Source organism: Prosthecochloris marina, from assembly GCF_003182595.1.
In the GTDB taxonomy this organism is placed as follows: Bacteria; Bacteroidota; Chlorobiia; order Chlorobiales; family Chlorobiaceae; genus Prosthecochloris; species Prosthecochloris marina.
Genome location: NZ_PDNZ01000001.1, coordinates 355,508 through 375,030, shown reverse-complemented (window position 1 = coordinate 375,030; position 19,523 = coordinate 355,508). Strand labels below are relative to the sequence as shown.

Annotated in this window: 18 protein-coding genes; 6 read left to right on the top strand and 12 right to left on the bottom strand. The window is 47.2% G+C overall.

What is annotated here, in order from left to right; genetic code table 11:
- Nucleotides 1-35: 35 nt before the first annotated feature.
- The 3 genes from sqr to CR164_RS01710 all read right to left on the bottom strand — a co-directional run bounded on the left by sqr (nt 36) and on the right by CR164_RS01710 (nt 5,489).
- The gene (gene sqr, locus CR164_RS01720; RefSeq protein WP_110022179.1) at nt 36-1,262 is read right to left on the bottom strand and encodes a type III sulfide quinone reductase, selenoprotein subtype; all 1,227 of its coding nucleotides are present in this window, start codon (nt 1,260-1,262) and stop codon (nt 36-38) included.
- A 312-nt stretch (nt 1,263-1,574) separates the two neighbouring features.
- A complete protein-coding gene (locus CR164_RS01715) occupies nt 1,575-2,627 on the bottom strand; it encodes a phytase (protein WP_239994426.1) in 1,053 nt (350 codons plus the stop codon).
- Nucleotides 2,628-2,714: 87 nt separating this feature from the next.
- On the bottom strand, nt 2,715-5,489 hold the full coding sequence (locus tag CR164_RS01710; protein WP_110022178.1) for a TonB-dependent receptor: 2,775 nt from the start codon (nt 5,487-5,489) through the stop codon (nt 2,715-2,717).
- Nucleotides 5,490-5,947: 458 nt separating this feature from the next.
- Between CR164_RS01710 and CR164_RS01705 the strand changes: the two genes are divergently transcribed.
- From CR164_RS01705 to CR164_RS01680, 6 genes are all read left to right on the top strand, one after another.
- Nucleotides 5,948-6,856 (top strand): EamA family transporter, encoded by a 909-nt coding sequence (locus tag CR164_RS01705; RefSeq protein ID WP_110022177.1) that lies wholly within the window; start codon nt 5,948-5,950, stop codon nt 6,854-6,856.
- Nucleotides 6,857-7,076: 220 nt separating this feature from the next.
- On the top strand, nt 7,077-8,072 hold the full coding sequence (locus tag CR164_RS01700) for a radical SAM/SPASM domain-containing protein (protein WP_110022176.1): 996 nt from the start codon (nt 7,077-7,079) through the stop codon (nt 8,070-8,072).
- A gap of 6 nt (nt 8,073-8,078) precedes the next feature.
- On the top strand, nt 8,079-9,083 hold the full coding sequence (locus CR164_RS01695) for an agmatinase family protein (protein WP_146204125.1): 1,005 nt from the start codon (nt 8,079-8,081) through the stop codon (nt 9,081-9,083).
- 92 nt (nt 9,084-9,175) lie between these two features.
- Nucleotides 9,176-9,889: an inorganic diphosphatase gene (locus tag CR164_RS01690; RefSeq protein ID WP_239994425.1), complete on the top strand. Its 714-nt coding sequence runs from the start codon at nt 9,176-9,178 to the stop codon at nt 9,887-9,889.
- 46 nt (nt 9,890-9,935) lie between these two features.
- Nucleotides 9,936-10,430 (top strand): AraC family transcriptional regulator, encoded by a 495-nt coding sequence (locus CR164_RS01685; protein ID WP_110022173.1) that lies wholly within the window; start codon nt 9,936-9,938, stop codon nt 10,428-10,430.
- An 88-nt stretch (nt 10,431-10,518) separates the two neighbouring features.
- Complete coding sequence (locus CR164_RS01680; RefSeq protein ID WP_204901777.1) at nt 10,519-11,142, top strand: GNAT family N-acetyltransferase; 624 nt, start codon at nt 10,519-10,521, stop codon at nt 11,140-11,142.
- A 51-nt stretch (nt 11,143-11,193) separates the two neighbouring features.
- Here CR164_RS01680 and rsxA read toward each other — a convergent pair whose 3' ends face one another.
- From rsxA to CR164_RS01635, 9 genes are all read right to left on the bottom strand, one after another.
- Nucleotides 11,194-11,781 carry an electron transport complex subunit RsxA gene (gene rsxA, locus CR164_RS01675; protein ID WP_239994424.1) on the bottom strand — a complete coding sequence of 196 codons (588 nt, stop codon included), beginning with the start codon at nt 11,779-11,781 and terminating at the stop codon, nt 11,194-11,196.
- Entirely contained in the window at nt 11,778-12,383 is a 606-nt protein-coding gene (gene rsxE / locus CR164_RS01670; protein WP_110022172.1) for an electron transport complex subunit RsxE, read from the bottom strand. The genes rsxA and rsxE overlap by 4 nt, the downstream gene beginning before the upstream one ends.
- Entirely contained in the window at nt 12,380-12,925 is a 546-nt protein-coding gene (locus CR164_RS01665) for an RnfABCDGE type electron transport complex subunit G (protein ID WP_110022171.1), read from the bottom strand. The genes rsxE and CR164_RS01665 overlap by 4 nt, the downstream gene beginning before the upstream one ends.
- Complete coding sequence (locus CR164_RS01660) at nt 12,922-13,917, bottom strand: RnfABCDGE type electron transport complex subunit D (protein WP_110022170.1); 996 nt, start codon at nt 13,915-13,917, stop codon at nt 12,922-12,924. Before CR164_RS01660 ends, CR164_RS01665 begins: the two co-directional genes overlap by 4 nt.
- Before the next feature lie 18 nt (nt 13,918-13,935).
- Nucleotides 13,936-15,261: an electron transport complex subunit RsxC gene (gene rsxC, locus CR164_RS01655; protein ID WP_110022169.1), complete on the bottom strand. Its 1,326-nt coding sequence runs from the start codon at nt 15,259-15,261 to the stop codon at nt 13,936-13,938.
- Complete coding sequence (locus tag CR164_RS01650; protein ID WP_110022168.1) at nt 15,262-16,101, bottom strand: Fe-S cluster domain-containing protein; 840 nt, start codon at nt 16,099-16,101, stop codon at nt 15,262-15,264.
- Between the two features lie 6 nt (nt 16,102-16,107).
- Nucleotides 16,108-16,491 carry a SoxR reducing system RseC family protein gene (locus CR164_RS01645; protein ID WP_239994432.1) on the bottom strand — a complete coding sequence of 128 codons (384 nt, stop codon included), beginning with the start codon at nt 16,489-16,491 and terminating at the stop codon, nt 16,108-16,110.
- 208 nt (nt 16,492-16,699) lie between these two features.
- Nucleotides 16,700-18,004 carry an adenylosuccinate lyase gene (gene purB / locus CR164_RS01640; RefSeq protein WP_110022166.1) on the bottom strand — a complete coding sequence of 435 codons (1,305 nt, stop codon included), beginning with the start codon at nt 18,002-18,004 and terminating at the stop codon, nt 16,700-16,702.
- 63 nt (nt 18,005-18,067) lie between these two features.
- A complete protein-coding gene (locus CR164_RS01635) occupies nt 18,068-19,519 on the bottom strand; it encodes a CCA tRNA nucleotidyltransferase (protein ID WP_110022165.1) in 1,452 nt (483 codons plus the stop codon).
- Nucleotides 19,520-19,523: the final 4 nt, after the last annotated feature.

Genomic DNA, 19,523 nt, shown 5'->3' with positions numbered 1-19,523 from the left:
TCCGGGAGGTTCCGGGTTTCGATTTTTTTTGATGGTCAGCCTATTTCCTTGCCGGCCATAACCAAGGTGGGGGGCATACCGAGATGCCTGCCGGCAAGCAGTACGTTCCAGTACAGCCATTCAAAGCCGAGTTTTCCATACCAATTCGCCTTGGTTTCCCTGAGGAGAGAAAAGGGGCCCATATGAGGAAGTGGGAATTTGCCAGGTAAGGGCTCTATCTTGTAGTTGAAGTCAATGAGTGAAGACGTTCCTTTTTCGTAGACAATAAAACAGGTTGAATGGCCATCGTAGATTTCTTCGGGTTTTATCCCGTGAATTTCCGCCATGATGTTGAAAACAACAACATCCGCCTCATAATGAGCGACCGATCCTGCTTTTGAGGTTGGGACATTCGTTGCATCACCGATCACATATACTCGTTCGCGTTTGAGTGCCTGAAGGGTGTTGAGGTGAGTCGGGACGAATCCTATTCCATCATCCAGTCCTGAATTGCTTATGACCTCGTCGCCGGTGGTTGTTGGAATGATGACAAGCGTGTCATAGGAGATCCGGTCACCCTGTACGGATTCAATGTATTTTTCTTTTCCATTGACCTCGTTCAGCTCAAACATTGGAGTTATCTTGATGTTTTTCTCCTTGGCTGATTCCCCAAAAACAGCCGAAGCTTTGGGTTTGGTAAAAGCTCCGGTCAACGGGGTGACGAGTTCAATCTCAACTTTCTTTCTGATCCCTTTTTTTCTGAAGTACCAGTCTGCCATGAAAACGAATTCGATCGGAGCTACGGGGCATTTGAACGGAACTTCCGCTATATCGAGCACCAGTTTCCCGCCGTCAAATTCCTTGAGCTTCTGCCGCAGAAGATCGGCTCCCTCGATCGAGTAAAAGGTGAATGCGTTTTTTCCCCACGCCTCCATCAGGCCGTCGTTTTCTTCCGGTGCAATCTTGCAACCGGTACAGATTACCAGAAAGTCATAGGGAAAGCTATGGTTTTTAGTTTTTACCGTTCTTTTATCGGTATCGACATGGGTAATCTCGTCTATGACGAAATTAATGCCGGGGAGAATGTACCTTTTTCTTGAACGTGTCAGCGTGCCGGTTTTTTGAAGATCAAACGGAACAAAAAGCATTCCCGGCTGATAGACATGATTGTCGTCACGGTCAATAACGGTAATTTCCCATTCTTCGGGCAAGTGCCTTCTAAGGTTGTTGGAGATAATCGTTCCGCCGGTTCCGGCGCCAAGGACAACTATCTTTTTCGACATGATCTACAGACTCCTTTTCTTGATCATTTTTGAGGAAGATGAGTGATGATCTTTTGGAAAAAGAATGTAACGATCGTTAAATATAGGTAACAGCTTTTCGAAATGCAAACACTTATAATTCCTGTCATTAGATGTTGAGGATCATGACTAACGGCTGGTGTTTGGCTGGGTGTCGTCATGAATATCATGAAAAAACATCAGTTTCTGAATCGGTTTCAGGGCATGGACAGACAGCGGATTACAAGTATGGTCTTGTCGGCCGAAAATATGGTGCGGTGAAGTAAGGGCAAGCCCTATCGTTGTCACAATGGTTTATTGATTGAAGATATCTTTCAAGGAGTAATAGTGATAGGTTTTATCGTCTGACATAACCACAATGATACCTGAAGGGTAGTCGGCTGTTACGAGATCGGCGGCAGCGTCTATCCCGTCGGTTTCCTTTGCCTGTGTTTTGACAACAGCGAGGAGTTCGTGCTCATGCGGTTTGTTTATGCTCTTGCCGTTTCTCGGGTAAAGCCTCAGTTTTCCTGCAGCCTGATCCGAAACGACGATGTAGCCGTTTGCCTCATCGGTTTTCCAGATAGTTATCCCTTCGTGATCTTCCTTGAAACCACTGGTCGCAAACAAGGCAAGCTCGTTGTTTGCATCACGGGCTTCCGGGTCGGCATGATATTTTCTCACCCCGACGCCTTCATCGGAATAATAAAGGTAACCCAGTTCATGATCGACGGCAACCGCTTCGATTTCCTGATGGCCGCTCCATGTTCCGAATTCCCTTACTTTTCGACCGGTAATACATCCGCCGGCACTCTCTTCGAGAAGGTACTGCCAGAGATATGTTCCGTCGGTCGGTCCTTCTTTGCGGCTGACTACGGCATACATTTTTCCGTCCGAAGGTCTTTTGTAGAGTGCGATGCCCATCGGAGCGTTTTGTTCTTCCCCTTCGAAAACAGGGATGCCTCCGTTATCTATTGGGGTCATGTCGGGTAAAAGGAATATCCGTATCCGGTTCTCGAGACGTTCAGTGACAACAGCGATATCGATACTGTTTCCGTTCAGAGAGAAGCCGTAGCCGACATCGACATTGTTCGGTCTCGCAAGCCCTGTGATGTTTTTTTCTTGAATCATCTTGCCTGTAAGATCAAACACACACAAGGCACCGTCTTTGTTCTTGTCAGTCGCGAGCACAAGGCTTTCTACGGGGTTTTTCCTGTTGACCCATATAGCGGGGTCTTCACTGTCATGGCGAACAGGATCGGTAACGGCCAAAGGTTCGATCATTTGTTCGGAGTTGCTTTGGCAGGAGACGAGCATGCCGCCAAATACCGTCAGTAGTGTAAGGACAAATGCCATTCTCTTCATCATCGCTGTTTCCTCTCTCGTCGGTTAATGAAAGAAAAGGGCTGAGCCTTGTCAGAAAGTTCAGCCCTTTTCGGGAAAAAACACTTTTGCTTAGAAATCAGCCTTGAGGCCAACCAGGAATCTTCTGTCATACCATTCTTCCTGGGCCACATACTGCTTTTCACCCTGGTAGAAGCGCAGCGGCTGATTTGTCAGGTTACTGACCTCGAAGTAGAGCTGTACGATGTCGCTCACTCGATAGCCGCCATTGAGATCGAGGGTGAAAGAGCTGTCATAGTATCGGTCTTCCCATTTGTTTTCACCGATCGATCCTTCTTCCGCGTCAATGAAGTCGCTATGATAGTTTCCCGAGAGGCGGATATTGAACGGACCGTTCTCATAAGCGATCGATGCGTTTGCTGTGTGTTCAGGGCTGCCCGGTAAGGGCAGATCATCGTTTTCACGTCCCTCGATGTCGAAGTTGTCTATTTCGGAGTGGGTGTAGGTGTAGTTCAGATACAGTCCGAGACCGGGGATGAAAGGTAGCTGGAACTGTGCAGCGGTTTCTATGCCCATGATTGTGCCGTCTCCGGCATTGACGGGCTGGAACTGCTCGAACGTATCTCCCGAATAATCGATATCTTCTTTTTTGGTGAGGATAAAATCGCTGATCGACTTGTAAAATACGCCGGCGGAAAGAATACCGACATCGCTCAGATAATGCTCGATCATCAGGTCGATGTTTTTCGAAAGAGTCGGTTCAAGGGCTGGATTACCTATTTTTATTTCCTCATCTTCTGCAACGATTTCCTGATACGGAGCAAGGTCAAAGTAGTTTGGCCTTGCGAGACTGTGCGTATAGGCGAGCTTGATGTTAGTCAGTTCATTGATTTTATAACGCAGGTGGACATAGGGCAAAACGTCGGTGTAATCAGACGGGTTGCCTTCTACAGCGGCAAGCGAGTCTTCCTCGGCAAAGTACTTGAAGGCGTTGTATTCATTGTGGGTATGCTCGAGCCTTGCGCCTCCAAGCAGCGTTGTTTTGTCGCTGATGTTCCAGGTCGCCATCGCATAGACTGCTTTGATCTGTTCCTTCGCATCGAAGTTTCCGGCAAGCTCTTCCTTTACGAGTTTCTTGTTGAAATCGCCGTTTTCCAGGTCAAGATCACCGAGAAACTCATTTGAGACAAAGACGCCAGACTTGTATTTGTCACCCGGCAGAAAATGATCCTTGGTTTCATCTTCCAGGTTGGCAAAAACTTCATCGCGGAAAGCTTCCTCGTCAACCGGCTCGTATTCGTAGAAATCGTTATCGCGCTTTTTTTTCTTGTCCCGGATTTTGCCTCCGAATTTGAACTCGAGCGCGTCGGTTGCTTCATAACGGAAATTCAGTGCGAAATTCTTATCGATATCCTCGGTATACTGATGTTCTTCGGTAAGTTCTTTGAGCTGCCAGTCTTCGCTGTCGGTTATTCCGTCTGATACATCGGGATTCGGGATCGTTACAAATGGATTTTCAGGGTCGCTGATGTCGGCGGTAAACGGTTGGTTCTTGGCTCTGAAGTTGATATATCGTTCATTCGGACGATCTTCCGAAGCTTTTGAATATGCTGCCTGCCAGTCCAGATCAAGCTTGCCGAAATCATGTTCGCCGCCAAGTGTGAACGACATCATTCTCTGGTCCTCGAGGCGGGCATCTTTTTCCGTACCGCCTTTCGTCTCTCGTTCTATCGTGGCGAGATCTTCATCGAGATCTTTGTACTTGGTTCGGAAGCGGTTTTCGTAGTCTTCTCTCCAGTTATAAATACCATTGAATTTAAGGACATGGTTTTCGTTGAAGCGATAGTCGAGTGCTCCTGAAAAACTTTTGCGGATACGTTGGACGTCATATTTCCTTTCCTGGAACTCCTTGATGCCTTCCATTCCGTCGTCTCCGGCATCCCATTCCGCTTCGATGTTGTCGGAACCGAAGTCGTTATTATCGTAAGAGAGGCTGAAGAGCACTCCGAGTTTGTCGTTGGCAAAGCGGTTACCATATGTGCCTCCGAACTGGTAGCGTCCACCGCCGGTTTCATCGAGGAAGTTCGAACCTCCTCCTGCTGAAAGAGAGATTCTTTCTTCAGTAGGGACCTTGGTGACAAGATTGATCGAACCGCCGATTGCATCGGCATCCATATCAGGTGTCAATGCTTTGGTGACCTCGATGGTCTGGATCATGTCGGCCGGGATGAGATCGAGCTGAATCGTTCTGTTCTCAGCTTCTGCTGAAGGAATCCGTTCGCCGTTGACCGTTACGGAGTTGAAGCGGGGTTCAGTTCCGCGAATATGGCCGAAACGTGCTTCACCCTGGTCGTTGAAAACGCTTATACCCGGAATTCTTTTCAGGGCATCACCCACATTAGAGTCCGGAAATTTACCGATCTGATCGGAAGCAACGACATTGGTGACGTTGATGTTGTTTTTCTGCTGGTTCAACGCCTTTGCCTGGCCCTTAAGAATTTCACCAACAACGGTTATCTCCTCACTGATCACTACGCCGGGGTTCAGTCGTATATTCTTTGTTACGGCTTTGCCGGGAGTGAGGGTTATCGGATATTCTCCTTTTACGTAACCTATATAGGAGGCTTTAACAATAGCAGAAGTGCCTGAAACATTGTCCAGGCGGTAACGGCCGTCCTGACCGGTGACAGCTCCTTTTGATGTGCCTCTGATGGAGATGTTCACTCCCGGAAGAGGGAGGCCGTCAACGTCGTCAACGACAAGGCCGGTTACTGTCGTGCCGGAAGCCGATCCTGGCGTTTTAGCATGCGAAATGTCGGGGCCTATGAATCCATAGCATGTTACTGCAACCACGCAGGTGAAAAAAAAAGTAAATAAATCTTTCATTATGCTGCTTTTTTGAATTGGAGAACCCTGAGGAGAGGAGAGGATTTCTTGACGCAAATAGAATATCTCTTTTGGGTATTCCAGCAAATATTCCCTTGTAACAATTGTATGAAGGGATGGTTGAGCAATTGTTAAATTTGATCGCCTTCTTGTTCAGGATTTGATAGGTCTTTCTTTTTTATGCTGTTGTGTTCAATTTTTAAAGTTTCGTGAAGAATTGTTTTTTTTGAGAATAGTACTTATCATATTCTTTAAGATTACTTTATTATTGCGCATACGACACCCCCAAATACCCGATATAGATACTTGTCTTAAGCTCCTAATCAGTTATATAGGTGTATTAATGTGTGGTAGGTACACTTCGCAAGTGAAAAAAGTGATGTAAAAGTTGATGTTGTGTGTTGACCTGGTTTATTCCCAGGCTTATTTGAATCACTTATATCCACGGGCACACTATTATGCCAAATCACAGACAAAACTATCTGATGGGGTTGTTTTTAGTTGCTCTGGCGGCAACTCTTTTTGGCGTTGCGGGCGCAGTAGCTAAGATCCTGTTTATCTCAAAGCTATCTCCTGTTCAACTGACAGCCATTCGTGCTTTTGTGGCAGCACTCGTGATGTTTTCACTGATAGTTGTAGTGGATCGAAAATCCTTGGTGGTTACAAAAAAGCAGTTCTTTTTTCTTTTTTTACTGGCTATTGTCTGGGCTTGTGTCACCGTTACCTTTTATTTGTCAGTTTCTAAAATAGACGTGGCAGTTGCGCTGACGCTGGAATATACTGCTCCGATATTTGTCATTGTTTTCGGATTATTCGCAGGAACCCATAGATTTTCTTTCCACGTCATCTGGATTATCATCATCAGTGTGGTGGGATGTATTTTGCTAACCGAGGCGTATGACAGCATTTCACTGCATACCGACCTGCTCGGCATTATCTATGGGCTTCTGAGCGGTATTGCTTTTGCTATTTACACCTTGCTGGGTAACAAGGGGCATATTCTTGGTATACGCAGTGTAACAATGACCGTTTATGCTCTGGGCATTTCCGCAGGACTCTGGTTGTTTGCCATACCTTGGCTCGAACTTTCTTCAATCTCCTTAGATGGTCCCACGATTGGATATATCCTGTTTATTGCCATTGGAGCTACCGTAATACCTTTTTGGATTTACATGGCCGGGTTAAAGCATATAGATGCATTTCCGGCTACAATCGTTGGGATGCTTGACCCTATTTCTGCCGGCTTGGCTGCTTATCTGCTGTTAGGCGAAGTGCTTTCGGGATGGCAAATGGCAGGTATGCTTTTGGTGTTTTATGTCATTGCATCCGTCAAGTTTTACGAAAGCAAATTTCTGACTCCAGCTTAGTTGAGCTGAGCCACTATCCAGTCAGTGTTGGATAGCTGTAGTCGGATAACTAAGGGCCAACGGTGTCGGTCAGAAGACATACCTCAGTACTTTTTTGGAGACCCTGTGAGATTTTCTGTTTTTTCTTTCCGGATTAGTGGGGCCGGATCTGATTGTTCCCTTCATTTGACATGAAGGGGTTATATCGAGGTTAATCCACATACCAAAGGGAGGAGACATCATGAAAAAGCCCATTATGCTCAAAGGTCTCGAGTTTAATTTTGATTTAGAAATTGCTGAAAAAGCACGTAAAGAAAGTCGTCTGCTGCTTCTTGATATTGATTTTTCGGAGCTCTGCGATCTTAACTGCCGGTATTGTGATCGCTATGATGACAGACAGATCGACGGCAAAACCAAGTTGTCTTATGAGGAATATATTGAGTTGTTTCAGCAGGCTCATAGCTTAGGTTGTAAAACTGTGGAAATTCCGGGTGTTGGTGAACCCATGCTCGATCCGAACTTCTGGAAATATCTTGAAGCCATTCATTCTCTTGGCATGACAACGGTCATTTATACGTCGGCATATGGGCGTAAAGGAGCGCTCATAACTGAAGATTCAGCACGTTATATGAAGGAGTTGGGGGTATCGGTGATCCTGAAATGCGAAAGCATGATCCACAGCGTGCAGGATTCCCTGGTTGGTTGTAAAGGGTATAGCGAAGTTATGGAGCGAGTCTTGTTTGTCCTGATAAAGGTTGGGTTTAATGTTCCGGATGTTACGCATCTTGGTATCCATACGGTGATAACCAATGAAAACAAGAATGATGTTATCGATATTTTCCGTTTCTGTCGGAGGAATAACATATTTCCTTACGTTGTTTCTTCTATCCCTGATGGGAATGCCTTGCGTATGGGGACTGTAATCATGAGAGACGAAGCAGAAAAGATGTTGAATGAAATCAAAAGAATAGATCTGCGTGAAAACAACGTGGCCTATGAATCAGTTCTTCCTGTAGCGGGAGGCTTTTATTGCCGTCAAATCGATATTGGAATGTTTGTCAACCTGTATGGTGACATTTATGAGTGTAATGGCGGCGGCAGATATTTCGGAAACATTCGGGATTTCGGAGAGCTGTCTTCAGCTTGGCACAGCGAGCCTCTAAAATCTCTTCGAGAAAAGCCGCAAAATGGCTATTGCCCCGTAAGAGAAAAGCATTGGCGTAGTTGTGCTGTTTAATCTGTTTTGGGAAAACTAATCATGGGGCTCAAAGATCTATCATCGCTGGTTACTCCCAATAATATTCTGGCAACAGGAGGGGTACGTTTAGTTCCTGATGACAGCGTTACTTTTATCGCCGAGATAGTTCGCCCATGGGGTACAGTATCGGATGCTGAAGTCGGGCTGCTCGGGGTACCTTTTGATGGATGCGTGAGCTATCGACCGGGAACCCGTTTCGGTCCGGACAGCATTCGCCAGGCTTTAAAGTTAGGAACTACCTACAGTGTTGCATTGGATCAGGATTTTTCAGGACTTCATCTTGTTGATTGTGGGGATGTTATTGCCTCTAATGTTATAAAGGATATGCATGATAGAGTAGAATCAGTCATGAGCATATTGTTCGAGAACCGGATTTTTCCTTTGACAATCGGGGGTGACCATTCGATTTCATATCCTTGTATTCGTGCTTTGAGTAGAAAAAACAGGGGAACGCGTGTTGGTGTAATAGATTTTGATGCACATTTTGATTCTCGTAAAGCTTTGCCGGGTAGAGAGCATTCCGGCATGTGGGTGGAACAAATACAATCTATGGATGGTTTGCCTGTTGCTGCCGCTAATATAGTCCAGATAGGCATTGGTGATTTTGCGTACTCCCGTGAGTATCGGAACAGTATATTGAACCACGGGGGGAGCTTTTATACACCGCAAGACATTAGAAATAAAGGGCTTGAAACTGTTGTTGATAAAGCTGTTGAACAAGCAACACGAGGTGTTGAAGCTCTCTATGTCACTGTCGATATTGACTGTATCCAGCAGGCTTATGCTCCTGGAACAAGTGTTCCTAATCCGGTTGGTCTTAGTCCATGGGACCTATTGGCCGCTTTGGATCGAATTTCTGTCCATCCTCTCTTTTCGGGTTTTGATCTTGTAGAAGTAGCACCTCCACTGGACATCGATGGCATGACATCGCGTTTGGGAGCGGAAATTATCAGGCGGGTTTTGTGTGGTTTGTCTTTACGTTTCCGCTGACTGGCAAACTTTTTGTTACAGATAGCTTTCTTTTGCCGAATTGTTTGCTTCTTATACATGCATATATTGACAACTCACGATGAGAAATGACAATGAGGCACAGAAAAAGCGCTTTACAGGTGTGTCTGCTCTTTCCATGCATTTTTGCAGTCATAAATTGCGGTAACCCAAAGCAGTCGGGAGGCACAGCCGGGCATTTGTCTGAACCGGTTCTGAAAAATCAATATACCCTTGCTGGGACAAAGAACCTATATTCCGGTTATCGACCAATAGATTCAAAAGGGTATATCCATGTAGTTGTTGAAATCCCTGCAGGTACCAGTCAGAAATGGGAGGTAAACAAAAACAGCGGCAATCTGGAGTTGGAACTCAAGGACAAGAAACCGCGTATTGTGAATTATCTCGGCTATCCGGGCAATTATGGAATGGTTCCGCGCACGCTGCTCCCCGAGGAAAAAGGAGGGGACGGTGATCCTTTGGATGTTATCGTTCTCGGGCCTGCAGTGCCCAGAGGTACGGTTTTGCAAGCGCGGCTTATCGGTATGCTGAAAATGCTCGATGGAGGAGAACAGGATGATAAACTGATTGCGGTGATGCTTGATTCTCATTTTGCCGATATCGGGTCGCTGGAGGAATTGGAGGATCGTTATGTGGGGGCTCTTCGTATTCTTGATCTCTGGTTCTCCAATTACAAAGGTTACGGAGTCATGGAATCAGGTGGTATGGCTGATGAGAAAGAAGCGAGAAGAGTATTGGAGAAGGCAATTGACGCTTATTCGGAACAGGAGGTATTGGCTGAAAAGTGATATATTCTGTAGCTGTTCAATTCGGGTACAACAAGACAAAAAAAATATGAAAAACGAAGAACCGCAAATCAAGGAATTGGCCGAAAGGGATGTGGCGTGTGTATCCTTTACCGGTAACTATGTTGGCAATGCTCAGGTTTTTGCGAACCTGTTCAACAAGCTTGGTGAATGGGCTGCGCCGAGAGGATTGATGGGGCCTGAAACGGTTTTTTTATCAGCATACCAGGATGATCCTGAAACAACACCGCCTGATGAACTGACGCTTGAATGCTGTATGAGCATTCCCGCAGGTACCGAGGTTGACGGTGATATTCGAAAAAAAGTCCTTCCCGGAGGACGTTACGTTGTCATGCATGCGGAACTGGAAGGCCCGGAAGAGTATGGTAAAGCATGGGAGATGCTGGCAGAGTGGATACAAAGGAGCGGTCAGGAGATGGTGGATATGTCAAGACCGAGTTACGAGGTCTATCTGAACAACCCTGAAGAGCATCCTGCAAAACATCACATTATTGAAATCTGCATGAGCGTTAAAAAGCGCTGATAAAAAAGGGTCTATGGTGAAAAAGCGTGACTGAGTACACGGTGCGAGACCCGATAGGCAGAGCCTGCTTGAGTGACCATTGCAATCTATGATACACCTCGACGAGTTATCTTTTCAACGGGGATTGCCCGAGATACATCGTGAATGTGCAGCTTCCCTTTACGATGAAGCTTTTGGGCGAAAGTTCAGGGTTGCTGTCCGCTCCGAAAAACTACGTCGGTTTCTCCTGACGCGTTGTTTTCAGCGTGACTATGCTTTTGTTGCCATTGCTGGTGACAAGCTTGTGGGAATTGCAGGTTTTCACACCACAATAGGTTCATTTACCGGGGGGATAACGTACAAGGAGCTGGTTTCTTTACTGGGGATTGTCGCGGGCAGTTGGGCTGCCGTGATCTTCGGTTTCTACGATAGAACGCCTGAAAAAGGAGTGCTGTTGATGGATGGGATCGCTGTCCATCGTGATTATCGGGGTGGAGGGATTGGCGGGAAGTTGCTGGAAGAATTGGTTGCTTATGCGGAAAAAAACAGGTATGAAAAGGTTCGTCTTGATGTGATAGACACCAACCCCAAAGCCAAGAAATTGTATGAACGTGTCGGTTTCAGGTCCCTCGGAACTCAACGATATCCTTATTTACAATGGCTTTTGGGGTTCGGTGGCTCTACGACAATGGAGCTGGATGTTCAAACCCAAAACAAAAAGGCCGCTTCCTGATTTCGGAAGGCGGCCCTTTTGTTTATTATCGCTTTACGTTCCTGTAAACCTTTATTTCACGAGGCCCGAGAAGCCCATGAAGGCGAGGGAAAGGATCGCTGCTGAAATGAATCCTATCGGGACGTTTTTGAAGGGTTTCGGTACGTCGGCTTCTTCGAGTTTTTCCCTGATACCTGCAAACAGGAGAATGGCGAGGATAAAGCCCATTGCCGAGAAAAAGGCGAATACCACGGAGGTGACGAACGAATAATCTTCTTGTATGGCAATCAAGGCAACTCCGAGGATAGCACAGTTTGTGGTAATGAGCGGCAGGAAAATCCCAAGCGAGTTGTAGAGTGACTTGCTCACTTTCTTCAAAACGATTTCAACAAGCTGAACAAGAGAGGCGATCACGAGGATAAACATGATCGTCTGCATGAACTCTATTTTGAAGGGTACCAGTATCCCGTAATGCAGTACGTACCCGATGGCAGTGGCGATAGTCATTACGAAGGTTACGGCAAAGCCCATGCCGAGGGCGGTATCCAGTTTCCTCGATACGCCGAGGTAAGGGCAGATGCCGAGAAAACGGGCAAAAACAACGTTATTGACGAATATAGCACTGACGATAACAAGCAGAAGTCCCGATATTTCATTCATTTCTTATCTCCCATTTTCTTTTCGAGTGAATTGAGTCCGGCTATGATCAGCCCAAGCCCGGCAAACGCACCGGGAGGCAGTGCGAAGACAAGTATGGTACTTGCATCTTCGCCGACAAGCGGGATGTTGAATATCGTTCCGGAACCGAGGACTTCACGGAATATCGATAGCAGGAGGAGGGCAAAAGTAAAGCCGAGTCCCATCCCGATAGCATCGATAATCGAGTACCAGAGACCGTTTCGGCTGGCAAACGCTTCAGCTCTGCCAAGAATCATACAGTTTACCACGATCAGCGGGATAAAGATGCCGAGCGACTGGTTCAGCTCGGGAGAGAACGCCTGAATCAGCAGATCGACAATGGTCACAAACGTCGCGATAACCAGAATAAACGATGGTATTCTGACAGTGTTGGGGATCGCTTTGGATGCCAGGGCTATGACAACATTCGATCCGAGAAGGACAAAGGTTGTCGCCAGTCCCATACCGAGCCCGTTGATAGCCGATGTTGTGACGGCAAGCACTGGGCAGAGCCCGAGGAGCATCTTTGTTACAGGGTTTTCCCTGACAAATCCTCTGGTGAAAATATTTAACGCTTCGTTCATTCTGCTGAAGATTTAGGGTATTGCTCGTTAATGAATTCAAGGCCTTTGACGACGGCATCGGCAACGGCTTCTGAGGAGATCGTGGCGGCAGTGAGTTCATCGATGTCTCCACCGTCCTTTTTAACTGTCCAGTTGGTATTTTCAAGTGTGCGCCCCTTGAACTGCTCTTTGAATTTGGGTTTGTCGATTTTATCACCGAGACCCGGAGTTTCGCGGTGATAAAGGACTTTGTAGCCAAGGATTTTCTGCTCGGGAGAGACTCCGAGCAGGATTTCAATAAGTCCGCTGTAGCCATCCTCTGTAGAGGTCTCGACCGCAATGCCTTCAAGTGTGTTTTCCTGGTTATAGGCTTCGTAAAAGGTCGTTTGTTCGGTTGTAACCGTGTTCAGGCTGTCAAAGGTAAACGGAAAAATCTGTTCGATCGCTTTTCGTTTCATCTGCTCTTTGGCAACTGCTATAGGTTCACGTGTGAGGTCTTCCACGACAGCAAGCAGGGTGGCGCTCAGTATGCCGACAATAGTAAGGATAATTATTGGTCTCATTTTGTTTCCGGCTTCTTGTTTTGTTGTGCTTTTCTGTCGTTAAGATCCCAGCGGTCGATAAGCGGGACGAAAGAGTTCATGATAAGAATGGCGAATGAAATTCCTTCAGGGTACCCTCCCCAGAGGCGGATTACGGCCGTCAGGAGTCCACAACCCAGTCCGAAAAGCAGTTGGCCTCGAATGGAAAGCGGAGAAGTAACCATGTCGGTTGCCATGAAAAATGCTCCCAGGATCAATCCACCCGTAACCATATGGAAAACCGGAGACGCATAGGTTGTCGGGTCGATCAGATAAAACAGACCGGTAAACAAGAAGACGGAACCGATAATGGTAAGAGGGATGTACATCGTGATGTACTTCTTGTACCATAACCATGCTGCACCTGCAAGCAGGGCGAGGGCTGACGTTTCACCAAGGCTGCCGGTCATCGTGCCATAAAAGCCATCCATGAGTGAAAGTGAACCGAGCGCGGCTTGAACTCCATCTGTTTTCAGGATGCCGAGAGGTGAGGCTCCGGTTTCCATATCCACCATCATGTCAAGAGAGAAGGGGACAGGTATAGGCCAGCTTGTCATTGCTGCCGGAAACGAAATGAGCAGGAATACCCTGGCTACAAGCGCCGGGTTGAAAACATTGTAGCCCAACCCACCGAACACATGCTTTGTGGCTACAATGGCGATAAACGAACCGACGACAACCATCCAGAGCGGCAGATTCGCCGGCACGTTCAATGCAAGAAGCAGGCCGGTAACAAGAGCGCTGCCGTCGAGGCAGGAGTTGGGTTTGTTTCTTGCTTTGTCCATAAGCCATTCGAAAGCTATGCAGCTGAGAATGGAGACTGTCGTCAGGACAAGGGCTTTCATGCCGAAAAGGTACACCGACATAACCGTTGCAGGAGCAAGGGCGAGGGCGACATTGTACATGACCGATTCGATCGAGTCTTTCGAACGAACGAATGGTGCATTTGAAACTTTAAGGTTTACTGATTCCATAGAAGTGATACTGAGCCTTTAAGCTGATTTGCGTTTTTGGCGGTTATTGACTAGTGCCTTGGCGTACTTGATCCAGTGAACAAGTTCGCGTTTCGATGGGCAGACGTAGGTACAACTGCCGCACTCCGTACAGTTTGCAAGGCCCAGGAGCTGAATTTCGTCAAATTCACGGATTTGAGCAACATTGGCGAGCAGCCATGGCGCGAGACCCTGAGGGCAGACATCGACGCATTTACTACACCTGATGCAGGTGCGCTCGCGTGCTTTTTCAATACCGGCGTTGTTGACAAAAAGAATGCCCGATGTGGTTTTTACAACCGGTACATCGAGCGTGAAAAGTGCTTTACCCATCATAGGGCCACCGGAAATAATCTGGTTTGTGCTTTCTTTCGGGTCGCCGCAGAAACGGGAGATATCTCTGAAACTCGTGCCGATGACCGTGCGGATGTTTTTTGGGTGTCCGATTTCAAGGCCGGAAACCGTTACGATACGGTCAACCAAGGGCTTGTTTTTACATACAGCTTCGTAAATGGCTACGGCCGTTCCTATATTCTGTACGAGGCATCCTTTGTCGAAAGGCAGTTCACCCTGTTCTATTGTTCTGCCGGTAATTGCGTTGATAAGCTGTTTCTCTGCACCCTGGGGGTACTTGGTTTTTAAAGAAACAACCTCGATGCCTTTTGGTGACGCAAGCTTCGAAAGGACTGCGATAGCATCCTTTTTATTGGATTCGATGCCGATGTAAGCTTTCGCCTGTCCTGAGAAGAGTGATGTGATGATTTCCAATCCTTCAATGACTGCTTCCGGTGATTCGAGCATGAGGCGGTGGTCTGCCGTCAGAAAAGGTTCGCACTCGGCACCATTGAGAATGATGGTATCGATTTGTTTGTCCGGGGGAGGAGAAAGCTTGACATTGGTCGGAAATCCGGCACCGCCCATGCCTACGATTCCGGCCTGCTTGATCTTGCCTATGATTTCTTCTTTCGAAAAATTCCGCCAGTCCGCCGGTTCGGTATCGAGTCCTTCAGCCCATTCATCTTTTCCATCAGCTGTGATGAACACTGTCATGGCGTACTGGCCGCCGGGATGAGGATGTGGCTTGATGGCTTTAACCTTGCCGCTTGTGCTTGCATGAACATTTGCGGAAATAAAACCGTCAGCTTCACCGATCAGTTGTCCTTTTTTCACTTCGCTCCCGACCTTTACCAGAGGTTTAGCCGGTTTACCGAGATGCTGGTTGAGAGATATGGCCAGTTCTGCCGGAACTGGCATCTCTTCTATGGGACTGTTTTCAGTGAACTTGTTTTCAGGAGGGTGTATACCTCCCGTTTTAAATGTCTTCATTTACGAGGCTTTTTTTTGTTTCACTTCATTGAGGTCCCGCTCAAGGACAATGCAGTTGACCTTGGTCGGGCAGACCTCGATGCATTTACCACAGGCGGTGCATTTTTCCTGAATAATCCTGGCAAGGAAATTCTCGATGACAATTGCATCGTCTTCACAAACCTTGACGCATTTCTGGCAGGCGATACAACCTGCGTCACAAGCTTTCTTTGTGGCAGCACCTTTGTCATGTGAATTGCAGGCTATAAAGTAGCGTTCCGCTTTCTTTTCCTGCATCACAAGCACACCGGTCGGGCAAGCCGAAATACAGGCAGCACAGCCAGTGCAACGGTCTTTGTCAATGACTATAAGGCCATTTTCCAGACGCATTGCGTCGAAATCGCAGAATGCGATACAGGAGCCAAGGCCGATGCAGGAATAGCGACATTGTTTCGGCCCGACGTAGGTTTGGGTTGCCGCCCAGCAGTCCTGAATTCCCAAATATTCTGCGGTTTGTTTCGCTGTATCGTTGTCGCCCTGGCAAAGTACTACGGCTGTTATCGGCTTGGGTTCAGCCATTGTGATTCCAAGTGTCGTGCCGAGCTGCGAGGCAAGATCGGCTCCGCCTACCGGACACGACATCGATGAATCCTTGGTTTCGACAAGAACCTCGGCGAACTGCCCGCAACTGGGATAACCGCAGGCTCCGCAGTTGACACCGGGAAGAATGTCATTGACGATGACGACCATGGGATCTTCTTCGACGTAGAATTTTTTGGATACATAGAAGATTATAAGACCTAGTGTGAGTGCTACTGAACCAAGGCTTGCAACTGCCGGTATGAATGCTTCACTAATCATGCGTTGTTATTTAATTCCTGTGATGTAGTAATACGTTTTATTCTTCAGCGAATATCTCAGAACGATATATGTCACTCCAAGAACCGCTGCGCCGGAAAGAAATGATTGCCAGAGTTCGAGATTCAGGGCATTTGCTATTCCAAGCGCTATCATAAAGAGTACCAGCGGGCCGATGAGCAGCAGCAATGCTGCTTTGACCTCCGCATGCTCTTTCTGATCACATTCGACCATATCGCCGGGCTTTGCCTCTATTTTGTTCTGGGCAAGAACCGTCTGGGGTTTCGCAGAGGGCTTTTGCCCCATGCTGCATGCTCCACAGTGCACATTTTCTTTTGAAGCTTCGGTACAGACGATCTCGATTTCTGCTTTTCCCTTATATGTTTTCAACACTTTAGCATACATAGAGCATAATCTTCTCCTATGTTATTATCGGCGTAATAACCTCCGTTACGTGAATATGTCCGATAGCTGGTGACAGTGAAATGTGAGATGTACTGTGCTACCCCGAACCCTCTTTATTGCCTCCGGTTCGGGGACAAAACGGCACAAAATTTAATAATATTCGCGGATATTACCAAGCTTAACGGCGTTAATTTTCTCAGAGCCCGTTACGAACAAAGATGATGTCAACGCTTTTTCTAAGCTTGTTAAGGATGCTTGCCGATGAGAAGAGTTTTTCTATTTCTTCAGCTGAAACATGTTCGAGGATGTCCTGATCCTGCAGAACGTTTTCTTTAAGCTGGATTTTCTGTTCCCAGCTTTTCATGGCGTTACGCTGCACGAGCTTATAGGCTTCTTCTCTGCTCAGTCCTTTTCCTGTAAGCGCAAGGAGTAATGTTTGCGAAAGTGTAAGTCCGTAAGATGTGTCGAAGTTCTCCTTCATCCTGTCCGGGTAGACAAGAAGATCTTTAAGGGTATCGGTAAAGGTACGGAGCATATAGCACAGGGCAATCGTCGAGTCGGGCATGATAACCCTTTCGACCGATGAGTGTGAAATGTCTCTTTCATGCCACAGGGCTACGTTTTCCAGCCCGGCAATGGAGTTCGAGCGAACTACCCTTGCAAGCCCTGTCAAACGCTCAAAAGTGATCGGGTTTCGTTTATGCGGCATGGCTGAACTGCCTTTCTGTCCCTTGCTGAAAAATTCCTCTGTTTCTCTGACCTCCGTACGTTGCAGGTGGCGGAACTCAACGGAAAACTTTTCAATTGATGAAGCTATGATCGCAAGTGTCGTAAGAAACTCTGCGTGCCGGTCGCGCTGCAGAATCTGGGTTGAGATCGGTGAGGGTTTCAGATTGAGCTTTTTGCATACAGCGGCTTCTATATCCGGTGAAAGGTGCTGGTATGTGCCTACTGCGCCTGAAATTTTGCCTACGGAAACGTTTTCAACCGCCCTTTCAAGCCTTTCCTGGTTTCGAAGCATTTCCTGGTGCCAGAGCAGAAGTTTCAACCCAAAGGTTGTCGGTTCGGCATGGATGCCATGGGTTCTGCCCATTTCCAGAGTGTATTTGAATTCAACCGCTCTTTCCCCAAGTACTTCGATGAGTGTTTTTACATCTTTGAGAAGAATCTTGCCGGCATCGCGCATCTGCATGGCAAGGCAGGTATCGCCGACATCTGAGGAGGTGAGCCCCTCATGGATGTAGCGAGACTGAGGCCCTACGTATTGATTGACGTTGGTAAGGAACGCTATGACGTCGTGTTTCGTCTCTTTTTCGATTTCAAGGATTTCATCAACGTTGAATCTTGCATTTTCTTTGATGGTGTCCAGTGCCTCCTGGGGAACAACCCCGGCTTCGACGCGTGCCTCTACAGCTGCTATTTCCAGTTTTAACCAGCGTTCGAACTTTGCCTCGTCCGTCCAGATGGCTTTCATGTCTTTCGGTGAGTAACGTGGTATCACTACGCTCTTTTTTTGGGGATCCGGTTGCCGGATCCGGATTTTCGAAAAACCTTAATATATCATTTACTTTTTACTTATGGCTGCCTGTTGTGAGTTCTGCATCTCCCGGTATGTTTTTTTTATATAGTCGAGAGCAGCCTCACGGTTGTAAGGTATTTCTCCTTCGATGACAGCGGCTTCCATTTTTTTCTTTATGATGCCGACGATTCTCCCCTCGGAAAGGCCAAGAGCTTTCATAATATCACAGCCGTCGATAGGAGGTCTCCATTTTGCAAGCAGATCTTTTTCGGCGACCTCCGTTATTTTTCTTTCCACGATGTTGAAGTTGTTCATGATTCTCTTGACCTTGCCGGGATTCTTGCTGGTTACGTCGGCTCTGCAAAGCTTCATCAGATCGTCAAGGTCTTCGCCAGCTTCGTACATCAGTCTTCTTACTGCCGAATCGGTGATTTCTCCTTTTGAAAGAGGAATTGGGCGATGGTGCAGGCGTATCATTTTCTGTACATAGGGGAGCGGTTCGAGCGGCCAGCGCATCGAGTTGAATATTTTCCGGGCGAGCTTGGTTCCTACAACTTCGTGTCCGTGAAAGGTCCAGCCGGATGATTTGCTGAAACGTTTGGTAAGAGGTTTTGCAATGTCGTGGAGCAGGGCTGCAATTCTGAGCCACGGATTGTCGCTGTTCTCGGATAGTTTGTCGACTACCTGGAAGGTATGAAGCAGCGTATCCTTATGCCCAAGACCATCGACCTGTTCTACCCCTGCCATGGCGGTAAGTTCGGGGAATATTTCGTGCAGGATGCCGGTTTTGTAAAGGATCATGAGCCCTACAGAGGGTTTAGGGCTCGCTATGATTTTCAGAAATTCTACACTTACGCGCTCTTTCGAGACAATTCTGATTCTTTCCGCCATGGAAGACATTGCCGTCATTGTCTTCCTGTCAAGCTGAAAATCGAGCTGGCTCGAGAATCTTGCCGCCCTCATCATGCGCAAAGGGTCGTCGGAAAAGGTTTTTTCAGGCTCAAGAGGAGTTTTCAAAATCTTTTTCCGAAGATCACCGTAACCGTCGAAAAGATCGATGAGGCAGTTTCGATTTTCTTGGTTCAGTGGCACTGCCATCGCATTGATAGAAAAGTCCCGCCTTGAAAGATCATCCTCAAGCGATCCGATTTCGGTTATGGGTTTTCGTGAATCGGCATTGTAGCTTTCCTTCCGGGCTCCCACTATTTCGAGCAGAATCGTCCCGCTATCATGGGTTTCCAGTTCAAGACGGACTGTCCTGAATCTTTCAAAGACAACAAAATTCCTGCCTTTCAGTTCTTGTTTGATTGTTTTCGCAAATGGCACAGGTTCGCCGATAATCATAATATCGATGTCCTGGCTTGTTTTACGCATCAAGACATCTCTGACGTAGCCGCCGACGAGATAACAGGGGGTATCTGACCGGTCTGCAATATCACCGATCCGGTAAAGAATGTCTGGAAGAGCGTTGTATGGCAGTTTTTCCTTGCAGGACATAACA